This is a genomic window from Ferrovibrio sp. GW821-FHT12D07 (assembly GCF_058807275.1).
Genome location: NZ_JBXAQN010000002.1, coordinates 120,120 through 140,178, shown reverse-complemented (window position 1 = coordinate 140,178; position 20,059 = coordinate 120,120). Strand labels below are relative to the sequence as shown.

General features: G+C 63.6%; 19 protein-coding genes. 11 read left to right on the top strand and 8 right to left on the bottom strand.

The window, feature by feature from the left end; genetic code table 11:
• Positions 1-136: 136 nt before the first annotated feature.
• From AC1RRE_RS12470 to mltG, 3 genes are read left to right on the top strand one after another with little or no spacing between them, the layout of a single operon-like run.
• The gene (locus AC1RRE_RS12470) at positions 137-376 is read left to right on the top strand and encodes an acyl carrier protein (protein WP_492981505.1); all 240 of its coding nucleotides are present in this window, start codon (positions 137-139) and stop codon (positions 374-376) included.
• Positions 377-431: 55 nt separating this feature from the next.
• Positions 432-1,709 (top strand): beta-ketoacyl-ACP synthase II, encoded by a 1,278-nt coding sequence (gene fabF / locus AC1RRE_RS12465; protein ID WP_492981504.1) that lies wholly within the window; start codon positions 432-434, stop codon positions 1,707-1,709.
• A gap of 9 nt (positions 1,710-1,718) precedes the next feature.
• Positions 1,719-2,696 (top strand): endolytic transglycosylase MltG, encoded by a 978-nt coding sequence (mltG, locus tag AC1RRE_RS12460; protein WP_492981503.1) that lies wholly within the window; start codon positions 1,719-1,721, stop codon positions 2,694-2,696.
• On the opposite strand, the gene AC1RRE_RS12455 is transcribed toward mltG, so the two are convergent.
• Complete coding sequence (locus AC1RRE_RS12455) at positions 2,697-3,464, bottom strand: SDR family NAD(P)-dependent oxidoreductase (protein ID WP_492981502.1); 768 nt, start codon at positions 3,462-3,464, stop codon at positions 2,697-2,699.
• A gap of 67 nt (positions 3,465-3,531) precedes the next feature.
• On the opposite strand from AC1RRE_RS12455, the gene AC1RRE_RS12450 reads away from it, so the two are divergent.
• Positions 3,532-4,431 carry a YicC/YloC family endoribonuclease gene (locus AC1RRE_RS12450; protein ID WP_492981501.1) on the top strand — a complete coding sequence of 300 codons (900 nt, stop codon included), beginning with the start codon at positions 3,532-3,534 and terminating at the stop codon, positions 4,429-4,431.
• The gene (gmk, locus tag AC1RRE_RS12445) at positions 4,421-5,080 is read left to right on the top strand and encodes a guanylate kinase (protein WP_492981500.1); all 660 of its coding nucleotides are present in this window, start codon (positions 4,421-4,423) and stop codon (positions 5,078-5,080) included. The genes AC1RRE_RS12450 and gmk overlap by 11 nt, the downstream gene beginning before the upstream one ends.
• Here gmk and rsmA read toward each other — a convergent pair whose 3' ends face one another.
• The 6 genes from rsmA to lptF are packed head-to-tail and all read right to left on the bottom strand — an operon-like array spanning position 5,081 to position 12,545.
• Complete coding sequence (gene rsmA, locus AC1RRE_RS12440) at positions 5,081-5,908, bottom strand: 16S rRNA (adenine(1518)-N(6)/adenine(1519)-N(6))-dimethyltransferase RsmA (protein WP_492981499.1); 828 nt, start codon at positions 5,906-5,908, stop codon at positions 5,081-5,083.
• Positions 5,892-6,923, bottom strand: coding sequence for a 4-hydroxythreonine-4-phosphate dehydrogenase PdxA (pdxA, locus tag AC1RRE_RS12435; RefSeq protein ID WP_492981498.1), 1,032 nt, complete (start codon positions 6,921-6,923; stop codon positions 5,892-5,894). Before pdxA ends, rsmA begins: the two co-directional genes overlap by 17 nt.
• A complete protein-coding gene (locus AC1RRE_RS12430) occupies positions 6,910-8,160 on the bottom strand; it encodes a peptidylprolyl isomerase (protein WP_492981497.1) in 1,251 nt (416 codons plus the stop codon). Before AC1RRE_RS12430 ends, pdxA begins: the two co-directional genes overlap by 14 nt.
• Positions 8,161-8,167: 7 nt before the next feature.
• Entirely contained in the window at positions 8,168-10,336 is a 2,169-nt protein-coding gene (locus AC1RRE_RS12425; protein ID WP_492981496.1) for an LPS-assembly protein LptD, read from the bottom strand.
• Positions 10,333-11,427 carry an LPS export ABC transporter permease LptG gene (gene lptG, locus AC1RRE_RS12420; protein ID WP_492981495.1) on the bottom strand — a complete coding sequence of 365 codons (1,095 nt, stop codon included), beginning with the start codon at positions 11,425-11,427 and terminating at the stop codon, positions 10,333-10,335. The genes AC1RRE_RS12425 and lptG overlap by 4 nt, the downstream gene beginning before the upstream one ends.
• Positions 11,427-12,545, bottom strand: coding sequence for an LPS export ABC transporter permease LptF (lptF, locus tag AC1RRE_RS12415; protein WP_492981494.1), 1,119 nt, complete (start codon positions 12,543-12,545; stop codon positions 11,427-11,429). Before lptF ends, lptG begins: the two co-directional genes overlap by 1 nt.
• Positions 12,546-12,720: 175 nt before the next feature.
• On the opposite strand from lptF, the gene AC1RRE_RS12410 reads away from it, so the two are divergent.
• The 3 genes from AC1RRE_RS12410 to AC1RRE_RS12400 are packed head-to-tail and all read left to right on the top strand — an operon-like array spanning position 12,721 to position 15,189.
• Positions 12,721-14,223 (top strand): leucyl aminopeptidase, encoded by a 1,503-nt coding sequence (locus tag AC1RRE_RS12410; protein ID WP_492981493.1) that lies wholly within the window; start codon positions 12,721-12,723, stop codon positions 14,221-14,223.
• 3 nt (positions 14,224-14,226) lie between these two features.
• Positions 14,227-14,685, top strand: coding sequence for a DNA polymerase III subunit chi (locus AC1RRE_RS12405; protein ID WP_492981492.1), 459 nt, complete (start codon positions 14,227-14,229; stop codon positions 14,683-14,685).
• A 15-nt stretch (positions 14,686-14,700) separates the two neighbouring features.
• A complete protein-coding gene (locus AC1RRE_RS12400; RefSeq protein ID WP_492981491.1) occupies positions 14,701-15,189 on the top strand; it encodes a P-loop NTPase family protein in 489 nt (162 codons plus the stop codon).
• On the opposite strand, the gene AC1RRE_RS12395 is transcribed toward AC1RRE_RS12400, so the two are convergent.
• Complete coding sequence (locus AC1RRE_RS12395) at positions 15,186-17,114, bottom strand: ABC-F family ATP-binding cassette domain-containing protein (protein ID WP_492981490.1); 1,929 nt, start codon at positions 17,112-17,114, stop codon at positions 15,186-15,188. The genes AC1RRE_RS12400 and AC1RRE_RS12395 overlap by 4 nt on opposite strands.
• A gap of 131 nt (positions 17,115-17,245) precedes the next feature.
• Here AC1RRE_RS12395 and ndk point away from each other — a divergent pair, with 131 nt between their 5' ends.
• The 3 genes from ndk (at position 17,246) to AC1RRE_RS12380 (ending at position 20,057) form a co-directional block, all read left to right on the top strand.
• Positions 17,246-17,668 (top strand): nucleoside-diphosphate kinase, encoded by a 423-nt coding sequence (ndk, locus tag AC1RRE_RS12390; RefSeq protein ID WP_492981489.1) that lies wholly within the window; start codon positions 17,246-17,248, stop codon positions 17,666-17,668.
• Positions 17,669-17,886: 218 nt separating this feature from the next.
• Positions 17,887-19,323 (top strand): peptidoglycan-binding domain-containing protein, encoded by a 1,437-nt coding sequence (locus AC1RRE_RS12385; protein WP_492981488.1) that lies wholly within the window; start codon positions 17,887-17,889, stop codon positions 19,321-19,323.
• A complete protein-coding gene (locus AC1RRE_RS12380; protein WP_492981487.1) occupies positions 19,314-20,057 on the top strand; it encodes a hypothetical protein in 744 nt (247 codons plus the stop codon). Before AC1RRE_RS12385 ends, AC1RRE_RS12380 begins: the two co-directional genes overlap by 10 nt.
• The last annotated feature ends 2 nt before the right edge of the window (positions 20,058-20,059 follow it).

The following is a 20,059-nucleotide window of genomic DNA, read 5'->3' as shown; positions in this document are numbered from 1 at the left end:
ATCTGGCGTCGAATCAGCCGTTCCGGATGGTCTGGAACGGCTTGGAAGCGTGGGGTTTCTATGCTACAGGGAGCCCCACTTGCCGGTCGCCGCTTAACGGTTGGCGCAGGCAGACATAACCACAGGGATTTAAGAAATGAGCGACATTGGTGAGCGCGTTAAGAAGATCGTTGTCGAGCATCTCGGCGTCGAAGAAGAGAAGGTCGTAGAGAACGCGAGCTTCATCGACGACCTGGGCGCTGACAGCCTGGATACGGTCGAGCTGGTCATGGCGTTCGAAGAAGAATTCGGCGTCGAGATTCCGGACGATGCCGCTGAAAAGATCCTGACCGTCAAGGACGCGATCGATTTCATCAAGGAGCGTTCGGCGTCGTAACTGACGCTGCCGCTCACGCGTTCTTTTTCCGCTTTATCGTCAGAAAGGCTCCGCCATGCGTCGTGTCGTCGTCACCGGCCTCGGCCTGGTTACGCCGCTCGCTTGCGGCGTCGAAGCGACTTGGACCCGGTTGATCAACGGGGAATCCGGCCTTGGCCCGATTACCCGCTTCGACGCGTCCGAGATGCCGGCTCGCGTGGCTGGGCAGGTTCCGCTCAAGGCGGACTTCCCGGACCGGGCGGATGCCTTCGATCCTGATGAATGGATGGAAGCCAAGGAGCGCAAGCGCGTGGACGATTTCATCGTCTACGGCATGGGAGCGGCCAAGCAGGCGGTCAAGGATTCCGGTTGGGTCCCCGCCGATGAGGAGCAGCGCTGCCGTACCGGCGTGCTGATCGGTTCCGGCATCGGTGGTCTCAACGGTATCGAAGAAGCGGCGATTACCCTCAAAGAGAAGGGTCATCGCCGCATCAGCCCGTTCTTCGTGCCGGGGCGCCTGATCAATCTGGTTTCCGGTCACGTCTCCATCGAATACGGCTTCAAGGGTCCGAACCACGCCGTGGTGACGGCCTGTTCGACCGGCGCGCATGCGATCGGCGACGCAGCCCGTCTGATCATGTGGGACGATGCCGATGTCATGGTGGCCGGCGGTGCCGAAGCCACCATCGGACCGCTCGGTGTTGCCGGCTTTGCCGCTGCCCGTGCGCTGTCCACCGATTTCAACGACAATCCGACGGCAGCCTCGCGTCCCTGGGACAAGGGGCGTGACGGTTTCGTCATGGGTGAAGGTGCCGGCGTGGTGGTGCTCGAAGAGTTGGAGCATGCCAAGCGTCGCGGCGCCAAGATATACGCCGAAGTGGTAGGTTACGGTCTTTCAGGCGATGCGCATCACATCACCGCGCCGCATGAAAGCGGCGATGGTGCCTTCCGCTGCATGCAGATGGCGCTGAAGCGCGCCGGCATGCAGCCATCGGATATCGATTACGTCAACGCCCATGGCACCTCGACGCCGCTGGGCGATGAAATCGAACTCGGCGCGATCAAGCGCCTGTTCGGCAATGCCGTTACCAACCTGTCGATGTCGTCGACCAAGTCCTCGATCGGCCACCTTCTGGGTGCGGCCGGTGCGGTGGAGGCGATCTTCTCGACGCTGGCGATCAAGCATGGCATCTGCCCGCCGACGCTGAACCTGAATGATCCGAGCGACGTCGCCGTCGGCATGGACCTGGTTCCGCACAAGGCGAAGAAGCGCGAGATTCGTGCAGCCCTGTCGAATTCCTTCGGCTTTGGCGGCACCAACGCGTCGCTCATTCTCAAGCGATACGACTCGTAAAGCCCTGACATGAAGCGCCTGCTGAGCAAGCTGCCGGTGATACTCCTGGCGGCGGCCATCAGCTTGACCAGCGTCTATGAATGGTTTGAAAGCTGGATCGACCATGCCGGTCCGCTGGAGCAGGAAACCGTTATCCTGATCCCACGCGGCACCGGCCTGCATGGCATCGCCCAGCGGCTGGCCGAGGCGCATGTGATCAGCAATGCCCGGCTGTTCGATCTCGCGGCCTGGGAACACGACATGATCGGCAAGCTGAAGGCCGGCGAATACCAGTTTGCGCCGCATGAGACGCCACGCGCGGTGCTGGAGAAGCTGGCGGCTGGCCGCGTGCTGATCCGTCGCCTCACCATTCCCGAAGGCGAGCTGACCGTGACGATCCGCAAGCTGGTCGAGGGCGGCGAGGCGCTGACCGGCAGCTGGCCGGTGACGCCGGTGCCCGAAGGCAGCCTGCTGCCCGAGACCTATCACTACGTTTATGGCGATGCGCGCGGCGATCTCCTGGCTCGCATGCGCAAGGCACGCGAAGACCTGCTGGCCGAACTATGGCCCAAGCGCACTGCCGGCCTGCCGCTGGCCAATCCGGAGCAGGCTGTCATTCTCGCCTCCATCGTGGAGGCCGAGACGCCGGTGCCGGCCGAGCGGCCGCGTGTCGCCGGCGTCTATCTCAACCGGCTGAAGCGCGGCATGAAGCTGCAGGCCGACCCGACGGTGGCCTATGGCATCACCAAAGGCGAGCATGAGCTGGAACGGCCACTGACTCTGAACGATCTGGCGCAGGCGACAGCCTGGAACACCTACACCATCGACGGTCTGCCGCCGACGCCGATCAATCATCCGGGCCGCGCCAGCCTGGCGGCGACGCTGCAACCTGAACGCCACGACTTCCTGTATTTCGTCGCCGACGGCAAGGGTGGGCATGTCTTCGCCACGACCTATGAGCAGCACTTGCGTAACGTAGCCGCCTATCGCGCCACGCAGCGGCGCTGATTACGCTTTCTTCGGCGCGGCGCGCATCAGCCGGTCGAGCAGCGGATAGGGCAGCAGCCCCAGCAGGCGGATCATCGCCAGCATCGGCCAAGGGAAGGCGATGCGGCCCTGGTTGCGGGCCAGGCCATCGTGGATGATGCGCGCCGCGCGCTTCTCGTCCATCAGGAAGGGCATCGGGAACTTGTTGCGCGCCGTCATGCGCGTCGTCACGAAGCCCGGGCAGATGGCCGATACCTTCACGCCCTCGGGCGCCAGCATGCCGCGCAGTTCTTCCGCATAGGCGCGGGCAAAATGCTTGGTCGAGGAATAGGGCCAGGCGCCGGGCATACTGACGAAGCCGGCAATCGATGCGACCACGGCGATCTGTCCCTGTTTCTGCTTCACCATGATCGGCACGGCGGGATTCACCGTGTTCATCACGCCATCGATATTCACATCGGTGATACTGTGGGCGTAGCTGTCGAACTCGTCCCAGGACTTCATCACGCCGCCGACGCCGGCATTGGCGATCACCAGATCAAGTCGCGCACGGCCGGCAATCTCGGCGATGAAGGCCTGCATGGCTGCGCGGTCGGTGACGGGAACCGTGCGGGCTTCGACAACGGCGCCACGCTGGCGGCAGGCTTCGGCCACGGTTTCCAGCCGCGCGACATCGCGGCCGGTCAGGGCCAGCAGCACGCCGGGCCGGGCATAGAGCTCAGCCAGCGCCTGGCCGATTCCACTCGATCCGCCGGTGATGAGAATGCCCGAAAGCGATTGTTCACCCATGACTTAGCCTCGACCCTCTGGCTGATTTTCACTATAGTGCGCGCACCGTAGCATTTTCGGGGGAATCGTGTCGCTTGTCAGCATGACTGGCTTTGCCCGCGTCGACGGACGCGCCGGCAACAAGGCCTGGATCTGGGAGTTGAAGTCGGTCAACGGCCGCGGCCTGGAACTGCGCTTCCGTTTGCCGCCGGGTTTCGATGCCATCGAATCCGAAATCCGCACGCTCGCCCAGTCCAAGCTGATTCGCGGCAACGTCACCCTCAATCTTCAAATTGCCGAGAGCGCGGAGGCGACGCCTCCGGTCTATCGTCTGAATGAGGCGCTGCTGGAGCAGCTGCTGGCGCTGGGCAGCAAACTGGAATCGCGTGGCATCGGCGCGCCACGGCTGGATGGCCTGCTGGCTGTACGTGGCGTGGTCGAACCGGTGGCGACACAAAGCGAGGACGAAGACGCCCGCAAGGCTGTCGAAGCCGGCATGAAGCAGAGCTTCGCCGCCGCGCTGGACCAACTGGTGAAAAGCCGCACGGCAGAAGGCGGCAAGCTGGGCGGCATCCTCGGCGCCATGCTGGATGAGATCACGTCGCTGGTCGGTCGGGCCGCCGGCATCGAAGCTGCGCGGCCCGAAGCGCTGCGTCGCCGGCTGCGGCAGCAGCTCGATGATCTGCTGGCCCAGAGCCCGCCGGTCAGCGAGGATCGCCTGGCGCAGGAACTGGCCATGCAGATCACGCGTCTGGATATCCGTGAGGAGCTGGATCGCCTGAAGGCCCATGTCGAAACCACGCGCAGCCTGATTGGCGGCGGCGATGGCCGTGGCGTCGGCCGCAAGCTGGATTTCCTGGCCCAGGAATTCAACCGTGAAGCCAACACGCTCTGCTCCAAGGCCTTCGATGCCGGCCTGACGGCGGTGGGGCTGGAGCTCAAGCTGGTGATCGACCGTCTTCGCGAGCAGGCCCAGAATGTCGAGTAAGTCCTCCACAAAACCGGTGATCACGGTGGCGCGCCGCGGCCTCATGCTGGTGCTGTCCTCCCCCTCGGGCGCTGGCAAGACCACGATTTCGCGTCGCCTGCTGGCCGAGGACCCCGAGCTGCATCTGTCCATCTCGGTGACCACGCGGGCGCGCCGGCCCGGCGAGGTGGATGGCACGCATTATCATTTCATCGGCTCGGAAGAATTCGGCCTGATGGTGAACCGTCAGGAACTGCTCGAGCATGCCAAGGTGTTTGACTATTACTACGGCACGCCGAAGGAGCAGGTGGAAAAGCGTCTCTCGGCCGGCCAGGACATCCTGTTCGACATCGACTGGCAGGGCACCCAACAGCTGCGCCAGCGCGCCCGCGACGATCTGGTCAGCGTCTTCATCCTGCCACCTTCGACCCGCGATCTGGAAAAGCGCCTGCATACCCGCGCGCAGGACTCCGCCGAGGTGGTGGCCAAGCGCATGTCGAAGGCGGCAGACGAAATCAGCCACTGGGCGGAATACGACTACATCGTGATCAACGACGACGTTGAGCGCTGCCTGGCGGAGGTGCATGCCATCCTGCGCGCCGAACGCCTGAAGCGTCATCGCGGCATCGGTCTGGTCGATTTCGTCAAGCAGCTGCGCGAAGGCCGCTGATTACAGAAGTCGCGCCAGCGCGCAGAATTCCTCAATCGAAAGAGTCTCGGCCCGGCGCGTGGGATCGATGCCGGCCGCCGTCAGTCTGGCATCTGCATCGGGCCACAGCGGCTTCAGCGCGGCGCGCAGCATCTTGCGGCGCTGGTTGAAGGCGGCAGCCGTCACGCGCTCCAGCTTGGGCCATTCGGCCTCGGCCAGCGGTTTGCTGCGCGGCTGCAATTCCACCAGCGTCGATGTCACCTTGGGCGGCGGCACGAAGGCCTTAGGGCCGATATCGAACAGCATCCGCACATCGCAACGCCACTGCGTTGCCACGGCCAGCCGCCCGTAGGTCTTGCCGCCGGGTTTGGCGGCCATCCGTTCCGCCACTTCCTTCTGCACCAGCACGGTGATGCGGGTGAAGTTCTGCGCCTGTGCCACCCAGCCCAGGATCAGCGGCGTGGCGATGTTGTAGGGCAGGTTGGCCACCACCTGCCACGGCGCAGGCGCCAGTGTGGTGAAGTCCGTTTCCATTGCATCGCCGGGATGCAGCGTCAGCCGGCCGTCTGCGGCCTGCGCCAGATCGGCCAGAGCCGCGAGGCAGCGGTCGTCGCGCTCGATCGCCGTCACCTGCGGTGCGCCTTCCAGCAGCAGGGCGCGGGTCAGGCCGCCGGGGCCGGGGCCGATCTCGATGACCTGTGCCGCTGTCCATGGCATGGCGGCGCGGGCGATCTTGCGGGTGAGATTGAGGTCGAGCAGGAAGTTCTGCCCAAGCGACTTGCGCGCGGCCAGCTCATGCTGCGCGATCACGTCGCGCAGGGGCGGCAGACCTTCAATGGCTGCTGACATTGCCCTGGGCGGTCCTGCGGTCGACCATGGTGGCCGCCATGCGGATGGCGGCGATCAGGCTGGTGGGGCTGGCGATGCCCTTGCCGGCGATATCGAAAGCCGTGCCGTGATCGGGCGAGGTGCGGATCACCGGCAGGCCGAGCGTGACATTGACGCCCTTGTCGAAATCCAGCGTCTTGATCGGGATCAGGGCCTGGTCGTGATACATGCAGAGCGCAGCGTCATAGCCGGCGCGGGCCTCGGCATGGAACATGGTGTCGGGCGGCAGCGGGCCGCGTGCATCGATGCCCTCGGCCTGCAGCCTTGCCACGGCCGGCGCCACGATGGCGGCATCTTCGCCACCCATGCTGCCACTCTCGCCGGCATGCGGATTAAGCCCGGCGACGGCGATGCGCGGTTTCTCGATGCCGAATTTCCCGCGCAGGTCGGCGGCCAGGATGCGGCCGGTCTCAACGATCAGGTCGACGGTCAGCAGTTCGATGGCGCGCTGCAGCGACACATGGATGGTCACCGGCACGACGCGCAGGCGGTCGGAAGCCAGCATCATCACCGGCATCGGCGCATCACAAAGCGCGGCCAGGAATTCGGTATGGCCGGGATGGGTGAAGCCCGCGTCGTAAAGCGCGGCCTTGTGGATCGGGTTGGTGACGATGGCGCCGGCAGTACCGTTGCGGCACAGCGTGGTGGCCAGTTCGATGGCATGCAGCACGGCGGGTGCGTTGCGGCGATCGGGAATGCCCGGTTGCGGCATGGCGGGCAGGGGCACTGGCAGCACCGGCAGCGCACGGTCGAAGACGGCCGCCGTCTCTTCCGGATCCGCAATTGTCTCGATGGGTACGCCCCAGCCATGCCGGGCGGCCAGCGCCTGCAGCCGGTCCGGATCATCGAGCATGAAGAAAGGCGCGAGGGCGTCTTCGCCGCGCCTCAGCCAGGCCTGCAGGGCAATCTCGCCGCCGATACCGGCGGGCTCGCCCATGGTGACGGCAAGCGGCAGGCGGGGGTCAGCGGAATTCAATGGTCGCATCGCGCCGCAGTTCACGGATGTAGCGCTGCGCCATCAGTTCGGCACGCCGGACCAGCAGGCTCTGGCGCACGTCGGCCCGGTTGATGCCGCCGCCGTCTTCCTTGGCGCAGAGCGTGAACAGATGCACGGCGCGAGAGGCGCGCACGGGCTGGGACGTTTCGTTTACATTCAGCGACGCCACGGCCTGACGGAAGCTTTCCGGCAGATCGCCGAGCCGCAATGTGCCCAGGCTGCCCGAACCGGGCGCCTGGAAGCGCTCGGCCACCGGCTCGACATCGTCGCAGCTGCGGATGCTGCCGCGGGCTTCACGGGCCCGGGCAATGACGGTCTCGGCGTCGGCATCGGTGGCGTTCTGCGGCAGGGGCAGCAGCAGCTGCTTCAGGGTCACGCGCGCGGCTTCCGCACCGGGCAGACTGATGCGGCGGCGGTCGCGCAGAGCCACAATTTCCCAGCCGCCCACGGTGCGGATCGGCTCGGACAGGTCGCCCTTGTTCATCTTGGCAATGACGGTGTCGACATCCTCGGGCAGCGTTCCCCGCTGTACCCAGCCGACATCGCCGCCACTGGCGGCCGTCGTGCCGCGGCTGAACTGGCGAGCCAGGGCGGGGAAATTCGAACCGCCGCGGATCTGTTCGAGAATGCGAAGCGCAAGCTGGCGCTGGCTTTCTTCCTGATCGGGTGCGTCGACCGGAATGAGAATTTCCGAGATCAGGTCTTCGGTCTGGCCGGCATTGCTTTTCAGCTTGGCGATGGCCTCGTCGATATCCTGCTCGGTAATGTTGACCTGGGCGCCGACGCGGGCGCGCACCATCCGGTTCCAGGTCAGCTCGCTGCGGATCTGGCTGACGACGGATGCCGGTTCGATGCCGGAACGCTGGGCAAATTCCTCAAAGCGGCCGGCCGGAATATTCATCTGCCGCTCAAGTCCGGCAATCGCGGCGTCGATATCCTGCTGCGGGGTATTGATGCCGCGCCGTTTGGCTTCCTGCTGCTGCAGGCGCTCATCGATCAGGGAGCGCAGGGCCTGGTCGCGGACCGCACGACGAATTTCCGGGTTATCCGGCAGGCGGGTGGTCGCCATGATGATGCGGGACCGGTCGTTGATGTCGAGCAGGGAGATGACGTCGTCATTCACCAGCGCAACAATGCGTTGCTGGTCCTGCGCATGCAGGGGCGCCGCCAGGATGGCGGTCAGGAACAGGGCGAGAGCGATAAGGCGGCGATGCATGGGCAGCTCAGCTGAAAGTCGCAATCCTGAAGCGCAGACCAATGGTCGTCGACGGCTGGATGTCACGATTGAGTGTAAATGTCCGTTCGGCGAACAGAATGATGTCGAAGCATTCGTCAGTATAGCGCAAACCGCCGAAGTTCAGCAAAGAGCCGTCATCCCGAAGATCGCGGGTATGCCGGGCTTCCATGGACCAGAATTTGGTCATCTGCAGGCGAATGGCGCCGCTGATGGCTTCCTGGTTGGCGGTGTTCTGCAAAAAGTCGGTATTCGTTACGTCTGCATAGGTCAGCGAGACGAAATTCGTGCTGCTGCCCAGGGTGGTGCCCAGCTCATGGCGCCGTACCGAAAGGTCGCTGTTCTGGGCGAGGCGGACGCGGTCGACGATATTGATATAGCGGCCCGGCGAAACAGTCAGGCGGCCGACATAATCCGAGAACTGATCGCGCAGGCCGGAGGATTCCGTGAACGTATCATCCGTCTTGGCGCGCAGTGACTGGCCGACCAGCAGCTCGATATAGCCACTGCGATCACTGTAGGCTGCCGTGCGCAAGCCATAGTTCAGTTTCGGGCCGCCATCCCAGCGGTCGAGGCCGGCGAAGCGCGTCAGCGAGAACAGATTGGTTTCGTCGAACTCAAAGCTCAACGAATCTTCGTTCGGAATGCCCTTGGGATTGCCGCCGTAAGGTGTGATGACGGCCATCACGATCGGTTCGATGAGCTGCCGCATCGGGCCATCGTCGCGGACGAAGGGATAGCGCCAGTCCAGCGCCACCAACGGCATGGCACGGCCGACAAAGTCCGAATCTTCCCCCGGTGAATTGGAGACAGGCGCCTGGTTCAGGTTGTTGGTCCAGTAGCCGTCGCCGCGCAGCATGGCCGTGGCGGTATAGACTTCGCCGGTTGAGGCGTAATAGGGCTGCGCCCATGACACCGTGCTGGACAGCCGTCGCGTGTCCGTGCCTTCCCTGCGCATCAACGACATCATGTTGGCGTCGACGGCAAAGCGCCCGCCGCGGTCATTCGGCTCCATGACGGCCGAGTAATCCATGACCGGCACAGCGATCGGTACGTTGCTGTTGCGGATGTTGGGGCGCAGGTTCTGGAAGGAGAAAGCGTTTGCGGACGCGAAGTGCCGGTTGTTGATCGCCTCGGCATAGACGCGGCTGGTGAGTGTGTTGTTGGACGGCCGGTCAGAGACGCGATAGCGGCTCAGGTAGGTGTCATCCGTGGAACGCAGGATATTGGCGCCGACTGTGATGTCGTCGCTGGCGCGAAAGGCCATGTTGCTGCGGAAATGGCCGCGTACATCGCCGCTCTGGTCTTCCTCGGTGATGCTGGCATCGGCCTCGATATCGCCGCGCGCGAAGCGCTGGCGATACTCGGTGGTCAGGTGCGCGCCCTGTTTGGTCGAGTATTGAGGCGCGACCGTGATGTCTGTGTTCTCGTCGATGACCTGATAGTAGGGCGTCTGGATCAGGTTCCCGAAGTAGGACGAATTCAGGTATCGCGGCGGCAGAATGCCGCTGCGCCGGTTTACCGTCGGATCGGGGTGACTGAGGTACGGTGTATAGAGAATCGGAATGCCGAACATCTCGAAGACGGCATCGCGATAACTGATTTCCTGCTTGGCTTCGTCATGAACGACCTGCTGCGCCTTCAGCTGCCACAGCGGCGGGCGGCTCGGATCGGTCTCGCAGAGCGCGCAGGTGGTATAGACGCCCTTGCGCATGACAGTGCGATTGCCATCGCGCCGTTCGGCCGATACGGCGGCGCCACGCGACATGTCGGACAGCAGTAGGGAGACATCGCGGATGAATCCGTTCCGCATGCCGGAGGTCAGTTCCATGTAGTCGGCGAACAGAACCGTGCCGTTCTCTTCCATCAGCGCGACATTGCCGCTGGCGATCGCCTTGTCGTCACGTTCGCTGTAGCTGACGGTATCGGCGATCAGGGTGCGGCCGCCCTGGGCGATCTCGACCTTTCCCTCCGCCGTGATCAGGCCGAGAGACTGGTCGTATTTCAGATTGTCGGCCGTGACCAGCACCGGAGCGTTGGTGCCAGTCTGTGCCTCAGCCTTGCGGGCCGTGACGATATGGACCGGGGTCAATGCGGTGAATGCCAGCAACAGGCCGATGCCGAACCTGCAGAACAGACCGCTGGACTTGGCGATCATCCATCCTCCAGGTGAAAGAGCAGCGAGATGCCCAGCATGGCGAAAACCACGGTCGGTGCGCAGGCCGCGAGCTGCACCGGAAGGGTGCCGTTAAGTCCGAAAGGCTGGATGACCTCGACGCTGAAATACAGCAGGAAGCCCGAAGCAACGCCGCCGGCCAGCATGAAGCCGATGCCGCCACGCCGGGTCAGGCGCAGGCTGAAGCTGGCGGCGATCAGCAGCATGGCGCAGAGCAGGATGGGCGAGGCGAGCAGGCTGTAGAAATGCAGCCGGTGCCGCACGGCGGAGAACCCGGCCGCTTCCAGCGTGCTGATGAAGGACGGCAGCTCCCAGAACGAAATCGTACTGGGAGAGGCAAAGCTTTCCTGGATGCGGTCGAAGGTCAGTGTGGTCGGGACCGTCAGGCTCTCATGGCGTTCGGCCGGCCGATCGGGATAGCTGACGATCACCTTGCTCAGGTTCCATTGTCCCGGTTCCAGGATGGCGACTCCGGCATCGATGCGCTTCGTGAACTGGTCGCGGCCGTCGTAGTAAAACAGGATTGCGTCGCGCAGCTCGCCGCCCTGGTTGGCGACACGGAGCGCATGCACCACCACCTGGCCCTTGGAATCTGCCTCGCGCATCCACAGGCCGCTGGAGGATACCGCCAGCACGCTGGTGCGGCCGCGCATCACCTTGGCGTCAATGTTTTCGTAGCGCGACAGCATGGCGGCGCTCAAAGGATTGTAGACGCTGACCAGGAAGATGCCGAGCAGCAGCGCCAGCGTGATGCCCGGCAGTAGGAATTGCCAGACCGATACGCCCGCGGCGCGGCTGACCGTTAGTTCCTGTGAACGGGTCAGCCGGCTCAGCGCCAGCATGCCGCCAAACAGCACGGCAAAGGGAAACAGCTTGGTCATCAGGCTGGGCAGTTTCAGCAGTGACATCTCGAAGACGAGGTCGAGACTGGCTTCGGCGCGACCGCTGGCGCGACGCAGCATTTCCACCATGTCGAAACTGAAGGCCAGCACTGCCAGCACAACCAGGACTGTCAGGATGCCGATCAGGAACTGGCGGCCGAAATAGATGGAAAGGGTGGTTGACTGCCGCATCAGGCCGCCTGCACTTTCCGGGGTGCGCTGAAATGAGCACCTGGTTCACGCAGCAACAGCACGGTGCCGATGATGGCAACAGCCGGCAGCAGATACATCAGCGGGATCAGCGCGATGCTTTTGGCGGCAAGCTGGGTGACGCCCAGACTCATCACCTGCAGTGAGATGGCGGCTGCGGCGGCGATGGCTAGGCGCTGGCCATGGCCGCGGCGGTTGAACTGGCCGCCGATGACGCCGGCGACGGCGATCAGGATCAGGGCCGGCGCATAGAAGGGCGTAATCAGGCGGCGATGCCCCTCGGCGATCAGCTTGGCGTATTGCTGGCGGTCATCGGCATTGTTCATGTCCGGCCAGAACAGGTCGCTCAGGAAGCGCTCGGACGGCTCGCGCCAGCTCTGGCCTTCCTTCTGGGCGTAGGCGTCCAGGTCCAGGCTGTAGTTGTCGAAATACAGCAGCGACAGGGTGCGGTGATCCGCATCGACCTGCTGGCGGTTGCCGTTCACCATGTAAAGCCGCGGACCCTGCGGCGTGCGCACCAGGGTGGCCTTTTCCGCCATCATGGTGGTGGGCGAGGTGGCGTTGCGATTGTCATGCACCAGCACGCCCAGCATGTCGCCGTTGCTGTCGCGCTCGCGCACATAGACCGTCAGGTTCGAGGTCGGCGTGTTGAACACGCCTTCCAGGATCGCCATGCCGGCAAGGTCATTGCGGAATTCGTACTGGGTGGCCTTCAGCGTCCGTGACCCCAGCGGCATCAGGTAGAGCATGATGATGTACATCACGGCCATGACGATGAAGGAGATCATCAGGGCGGGGCGGCACAGCGCCAGACGGCTGTAGCCGGCGGCCGACAGCACGATCACTTCCGAATCGCTGGCCATCCGGTGAAAGGCATAGAGCGCGGCGCAGAAGGCGGCGACCGGCAGGATGATGGCCATGATGTTGGGCAGCACCAGCATGGTCAGGTACAGGAAATCCGAGAAGGCGAGGTTGTTGTTCACGATGCGGTCAATGAACCGCAAAGACTGGGTCAGCCAGATCACCCCGGTCAGGGTGAGGGTGGCAAATCCCAGTGGCCAGGCGATCTGGCGCACGATGTAAACAGAGACCCCGCGCATGGCGCGCAGTATAGCGATTCCGCCCTTTGCTGCCACCGCTTGGCTTTGAAAAGAAGGACTTGACCCACAAGGAAGAATCGACGATTCGGCGGGTCGCGCGGATTGATCGGGCGCGTTTCCGCCCGCTATAGTCCTTGCCCGGTCCCGACAGCCTTTTTGACCCGGTTGGAGCATCATGAAAATTGAAATCGTCGACGCCAAAACCCCGAAACGCGGCAGCCTTGTCCTGGTGGTCGGTGAGGGGCGCCAGCTCGGCGCCTTCGGCCAGCGGACCGACAAGGCCCTGGGCGGGATTCTGGGCAAGGCGATGGCGGCTGCGCCGCGGTTTAACGGCAGCCGGGGGCAGTGGCTGGAGGTCATGGCGCCGGGTGCGGGGCTGAGCCGTATTTTACTGGCGGGCCTGGGCAAGCCGGCCGAGACCAAGGCCGTGGCCTATGAGACCCTGGCGGGCGATGCCGTCCGCCGGCTGGCCGTCTCGGGCGAGGCCGATCTGGCAATCGCCGCCGAAGTCCTGAAGGGCACCGTGCTGCCGGCGGCCGAGGCTGCCGCCCGGGCCGCCCTGGGCGCCCGTCTGGGCAGCTACCGCTTCGACAAGTATCGCACCAAGCTGAAGGACAAGGACAAGCCCAGTCTGAAGGCCGTGACCGTGCTCTCCGAGGCTGTGCCCGCGGCCAAGAAGCTGCATGCGCCACTGGACAAGCTGGCCGCCGGCGTCGAGGTCACCCGCAACCTGGTGACCGAGCCGGCCAATGTGATCTTCCCCGAAAGCCTGGCCGCCGAATGCCGCAAGCTGACCAAGCTGGGCGTCAAGGTCGAGGTGCTGGGCGAACGTGAGATGAAGCGGCTCGGCATGGGCGCGCTGCTCGGCGTCGGCCAGGGCTCGGACCGCGACTCCCAGCTCGTCGTGATGCAGTGGAACGGTGGCAAGAAGGGCGGCAAGCCGCTGGCCCTGATCGGCAAGGGCGTCTGCTTCGATACCGGAGGCATCTCGATCAAGCCGGCTGCCGGCATGGAAGAGATGAAGTGGGACATGGGCGGCGCGGGTGCCGTGATCGGCACGATGACCGCCATCGCTGGCCGCAAGGCCAAGGCGAATGTCGTCGGCGTGGTGGCGCTGGTGGAAAACATGCCGTCGGGCACCGCGCAGCGCCCGGGCGATGTCGTCACCTCGATGTCGGGCCAAACCATCGAGGTGCTGAACACCGATGCCGAAGGCCGCCTGATCCTTTGTGACGCCATGTGGTACACGCAGCAGCGCTTCAAGCCGCAGGCCATGGTCGATCTCGCCACGCTGACCGGCGCGATCATCATCGCGCTGGGCCACGAGCATGCCGGCCTGTTCTCGAACAACGACAGACTCTCCGAGCAGCTCACCGCTGCCGGCAAAGCCGAGGACGAGCAGCTCTGGCGCCTGCCGCTGTCGGAGGCTTATGACGCCGGGCTGAACTCGCCGATCGCCGACATGCAGAATATTGCGGGGCCGGGCTTTGGCGCCGGCTCGATCACGGCCGCGCAGTTCCTGCAGCGCTTCGTGGTCGACAAGACGCCCTGGGCGCATCTGGACATCGCCGGCACGGCCTGGAGCAAGAAGGACAAGGCCACGGTGCCCAAGGGCGCCACCGGCTTCGGCGTCCGCCTGCTCAATCGTCTCGTGGCCGATCACTACGAAGACCGCTGATCAGTGGCCGAGCTGCTGTTCTATCACCTGACCCGCCGGCGCCTGGAGCAGGTGCTGCCCGAACTGCTGGAAAAGACCCTGCAGAAGGGCTGGCGGGCGGTGGTGAAGGGCGGCTCGGACGAGCGCCTGCAGCAGATCAACGGCGAGCTGTGGAGCTATGGCCGCAACAGCTTCCTGCCGCATGGCCTGAAGGCCGATGGGTTCAGCGACAAGCAGCCGATCTATCTGACCATCGAGGACGAGCGGCCCAACGACGCGCAGGTGCTGTTCCTGGTCGACGGCGCCGATGCCGATGACGTCTCTTCGTATACGCGCGTCTGCGACCTGTTCGACGGCAACGACGATGCCGCCCTCGATGCCGCTCGCGCGCGATGGAAGAAGGCGAAAGACGCCGGCCATACGCTGACCTACTGGCAGCAGTCCGAGGATACCGGCGGCTGGATCAAGAAGGCGGAAGGCTAAAGCCTGCGCCCTGCCATGCGCGACACGCTGGCCCATCGCACGATCATCATCGGCAACGGCGGCAGCGGAAAATCCACCCTGGCTGCACAGATTGCCGATCGCCTGCAGATGCCCCTGATCGGGCTGGATGCCATCCATTGGGAAGACAGCGGCTTCGCACGCAAACGCGACGAGGATGCGGCGCGACAGATGGTGCGCGATGCAGCGACCGCCAATCGCTGGGTGATCGAGGGCGTCTATGGCTGGCTGTCGGAGCCGGCGCTGCCGCGCGCCACCGCCTTGCTCTGGCTCGATCTGCCCTGGTCGGAATGCCGCGCCGGTCTGCTGGCCCGCAAGGGTGGTCAGCCGGCCGATCCTGACCTGCTGCACTGGGCGGAGCAGTACTGGGAGCGCCAGACTTCCAGCTCCTTCACCGGACACCGGAAAATCTACGAGGCTTTTTCCGGCACGCGGCTGCGACTGCAAAGCCGCATGGACGTGAACGCTCTGATGGCGCGGCTTTAGGCCGCTTCGGCCTGCGCCGTTTCCAGCTTGGCCTGCGCGTCGAGCCAGGCTTCTTCGGCATCCTCAAGCTTCTTCACCAGTTCGCCATGCTGCTTCTGCAGCTCGGCTTGCTTGGGCGCGGACAGCTTGGTGTAGGTCTCGGGGTCGGCGAGCGTCGCATCCAGCCGCATCTTTTCGGCATTCAGCTTGGCCATCGCCTTTTCGGCATTGGTGACGGCGATGCGCAGCGGCGCCAGCGCCTGACGCGCGGCAGCCGCGGCCTTGCGGTCTGCCTTGCGGTCGGCGGAGGCATCGGCTGTCTTTCCGCTGCCGCCCTTCAGCTTCACCGTGCTGGTCGCCGCGCGGCGACGATCCGACAGCAGCTTGGCGTAATCGTCGAGATCGCCGTCGAAATCCTTCACGGTGCCGTCGCCCACCAGCCAGAAGCGGTCGGCGCAGGCCTCGGCCATGTGGCGATCATGGCTGACCAGGATGACGGCGCCCTTGAACTCGTTCACTGCCTGCACCAGCGCATCGCGCGTATCCATGTCGAGGTGGTTGGTCGGTTCGTCGAGGATCAGCAGATGCGGCGCATGGTGGGTGACCATGGCAAACAGCAACCGCGCGCGCTCGCCGCCCGAAAGCTTGCCGGCCACGGTCTGCGCCTTGTCGCGGACCAGGCCGAAGCTGCCCAGCTTGGTGCGCATCTGCTCGACGGTCGCATTCGGCATCAGGTCGAGCATGTGATCGACCGGCGTGCGGGTTTCGTCCAGCACGTCGTCCTGATCCTGGGCGAAATAGCCGATGCGCAGCTTGCCGCTTTTCTGCAGCTTGCCGCCCTGCGGCTTCAGTGCACCCGACAGGATCTTGGCCAGCGTCGACTTGCCGTTGCCATTGGCGCCTAGCATGGCGATGCGGTCTTCCATGTCGATGCGCAGATCGAGGTTGCGCAGCACCGGCTTGTCGGCGGTGTAACCCGCTGTGAGGTGGTCCAGCACGATCAGCGGCGGCGGCAGTTCTTCTGGATCGGGCAGGCGGAAGATTACGGTGGGGTCTTCGATGGCGGCCGTGATCGGCTGCATCTTGGCCAGCATCTTCATGCGGCTTTGCGCCTGGCGCGCTTTCGAGGCCTTGGCGCGGAAGCGGGCGACGAACTCTTCCATGTGCTTGCGCTGCTCGGCCTGCTTGGCCGCGAAGGCACTCTGCTGCTCCATGCGCAGGCGGCGCTCGTTTTCAAACGTGTCGTAGTTGCCGCGATAGAGAACCAGCTTGGTGTTGTCGATATGCAGGATGTGCTCGATCGCCGAGTTGAGGAAATGGCGATCATGGCTGATCAGCAAGAACGTGCGCGGATAGGTCTTGAGATAGCTTTCGAGCCAGAGCGAGGCTTCGAGATCGAGATGGTTGGTCGGCTCGTCCAGCAGCAGCAGATCCGGCTCGGCGAACAGACAGCCGGCCAGGGCGACGCGCATGCGCCAGCCGCCCGAGAAGCTTTCCAGCGGACGGTTCTGCATCGCCTCGTCAAAGCCCAGGCCGGCCAGGATCACGGCGGCGCGCGCCGGCGCGGCATGGGCATCGATCTCGGCGAGCCGCATATGCACTGCGGCGATGCGCTCGGCATCCTCCATGCTGGTGGAATTCTCCAGCTCGTCGGCCTCGATCAGCAGCGCCTCGCGCTCGGTATCGGCGGCCAGCACATAGGCGATGGGCGACTGCGTGCCGCCCGGCGGCTCCTGCGGCAGCTTGGCGATCTTGCAGTCGTTGGGCAGCTCGACGCTGCCGGTCTCGGTCTGCAGGTCGCCGGTGATGATCTTGAACAGCGTCGATTTGCCGGTGCCGTTGCGCCCCACCAGGCCGACCTTATGCCCGGCCGGGACGGTGGCCGAGACATGGTCCAGCAGCACACGGCCGGCAATCCGGTAGGTCAGGTCGCGAAAGGTCAGCATTTACAACAACTTAAATCTGGGCCGGGGAGGGCCGGTGTCAGGGGCGCGGGGGCAGGACGGTTGCGGCCTCCGAGCGGAGCCTCTATATACCCGCCACCGATTTTTAGCCAAGACCCAAAGGACTGCTCATCATGGCGATTGAACGCACTTTCTCGATCATCAAGCCGGACGCGACCCGCCGTAACCTGACCGGCGCGATCAATGCCAAGATCGAGGCCGCCGGCCTGCGCATCGTGGCCCAGAAGCGCATGCAGATGAGCCAGGCCGTGGCCGAGAGCTTCTACGGCGTGCACAAGGCCCGTCCGTTCTTCAACGACCTCGTCTCCTTCATGATCTCCGGCCCCGTGGTCGTGCAGGTGCTGGAAGGCGAGGGCGCCATTGCCAAGTACCGCGACGTGATGGGCGCCACCAACCCGGCGAATGCCGCGGCCGGCACCATCCGCAAGGAATTCGCCGAGAGCATCGAAGCCAACTCGGTGCACGGCTCGGACGCGCCGGAAACGGCTGCCGTCGAGATCGCCTACTTCTTCGCCGGCACCGAAATCGTCGGCTAAGTCTTTCCGCTCCGGCGGATCTTGGAACGGGCCCGGCAGCAATGCCGGGCCTTTTTCTTTGTATCCGCCTGGATCGTCAGGTCCGGATCTGATCCCAGCATTCACGACTTATCCATTGAAAAGAAAGCAAGAAAATCGCGACTTGACATAAAGAACAAATAGGGTACATACTGGAGATATTAAAGCCAATCCATATTTTCTGCCTTTACGAGAATCCCATGAGCCTTTTGCCCTCAAACGAGAATAACCCCTTCGCCTTTTCTGGGTCGGTCGGCCGCAATGGCGACAATGACCGCAACGATGTGATCAAGGCGCAGATGCTGCTGGCCCATGCCGGCGAGTTCGATCTGCCCGCACCTGGCGTCCCGACCGGTTGGGCCGGCGAGGGCCTGCACCGTGCTATCGGCAGGGTGCAGAAAGCCAATGGCCTCACGCCGGATGGCATCCTGTTGCCGGCTCCGGATGGCGGCGTGGGAGAGAACGGCGAGGGCGAAACGCTTTCGACTTTGAAAGATCTGCTGGATGGCCGCATGCAGGAGCAGGTTGTCCCGACGCCGCAGCAGGTTGATCGCTTCTATGAGGCCTATGCCCGCGATCCGAATGCGATCCCTGATTTCAGGACGATGGAAAAACAAGATGGCGCCCCGTCATCTGTCTCAGCGCGCACAATGGAAGCGCGTGGGTTGCCGGAACTCGAAGCGCGATTGCTGAAGGCTGTCGAAACCGGAGCTCTAGAGCCTGCCGAGCGTACACCTGAACAGCAGGAGGCTGTGCTGCCAGTGACATTGCTGGCACCGTTTCTTCTTGCGCCGGCGGCAATCGGTGCCGGCGAATATATGCGCCAGCAATATATGAAAGGGCAGCGGAATGGGATGACGATGCCGCCCGATACGTCCGTTGCTCCGCCTGCAGCTCCGCCTGACCAGACGCAGACGAAAATGCCACCCCTGCAGCCGCCGCCAGTCGATGATGCATTACAAGGGCGTCCGGCCACTGATGTTGACGCCAATGGCAAGAAACTGATCCCGCCAGATCTATCGAAATGGATCGGCGACTTGCCGCCGGAACAACAGCCACTGGCGGAAGGCCTGGCCGGCATCATCGTCGAGGTGCATCAGTTCGGACCACGCGGCAACCCACGCACCGTAGAGGCAACAAAGCTTGTGACGAAGGCTTGCCTGGAACAACTGGCGGACCGCCCTGACCTGGCTGGAAAGCTCTTTCATACCGCAGGGTCTTCTCGCGATGGCAAGCGGTTAACTGAGGAGTGGGTGCCGCGACAGGACATTTCGAAAGGTGAGCGTGGCAGCGAGAAACTGAAGGGAGGTGTTCATGTCGATTCTTCCTTTGGCCCTTCTCTCGATGATGCAGATAAAGAAAGTCCCTATTGGGCACGGATGCAGGCGGTCGATTTCAGCAAGCGCGCCGACGAGCACGATCCGGAAGGGCGCTACAAGCGTGAAAAAGAGCCGACACGCGGCTGCTGCAGAATATGCAGACCGGTGTGGCGGAATGGGCGCGCAAGATGCGGCCCGGCGAAACGGCCGAGGAGTATGCCGTTTATGCGGCGCTTCGTTGCGAGAAAATGTGGGACAAACTCGAAGCGAAATTACGACAGGACAATCTTCTACCAGCGAGGTGAAGCATGGTGTTGACGCAGATTGAAGTTGACGTTGTGCCAGAATTGTCGACGATACGGCCGTCATTCCGCACGAAACACGTTTGTATGACGGTGGCGGATTGGCACCGCATCGGCGATGACCTGTCGACACATTTTCCAGGAATAGGCTATCTGCGGTATATGACCGATGAAGAGCGCAAAAAAGAGGAAAGACCGGACATTCGGCTCGAGCGGGACCTTCGAGCTGTAGTCCCTAAGGCGTTCTGGTTTGATATTTCGTTTGACCCCAACTACGAATTGGGGCTGCGCTATGGAGAGCGCAGCATTTATGCACCTTTTGACGGTCCGCTCGAAACAGTCTGGCTAGCTAATCCGACGAGTCTGCCGCGGGCTTACGTGCAGCGCTGGTCAGGCCCTTTTCCGACGAAAAGAATGCCGGAACCTAATGGAGAGCCTTTTCCAGAACGCCTGCAGCGCGATCAAATCGTCTTCGCCGGCGAGCCTGGCAACAAGAATCATCGCGCTATCGCAAGCCAGTTTTTCAGTATCATCCGGCGACAAATGGCCAGAGAGCCGCTGCTGGTTATGAGCTATCCAAATTACGAAGTTGTGCATCGCTATGAAAAAAACAGGCAGCAATGGATCAGCAAAGATGCCATCCAGTGGGCACGCGAAGATCCGAAGCGTATGTTGACTTATGATCGACGGGGAGGCCTTGGCACCCCTGAATATCGAGGACGTGGTATGAGGCCTGAGTCGGATAGCTAGCT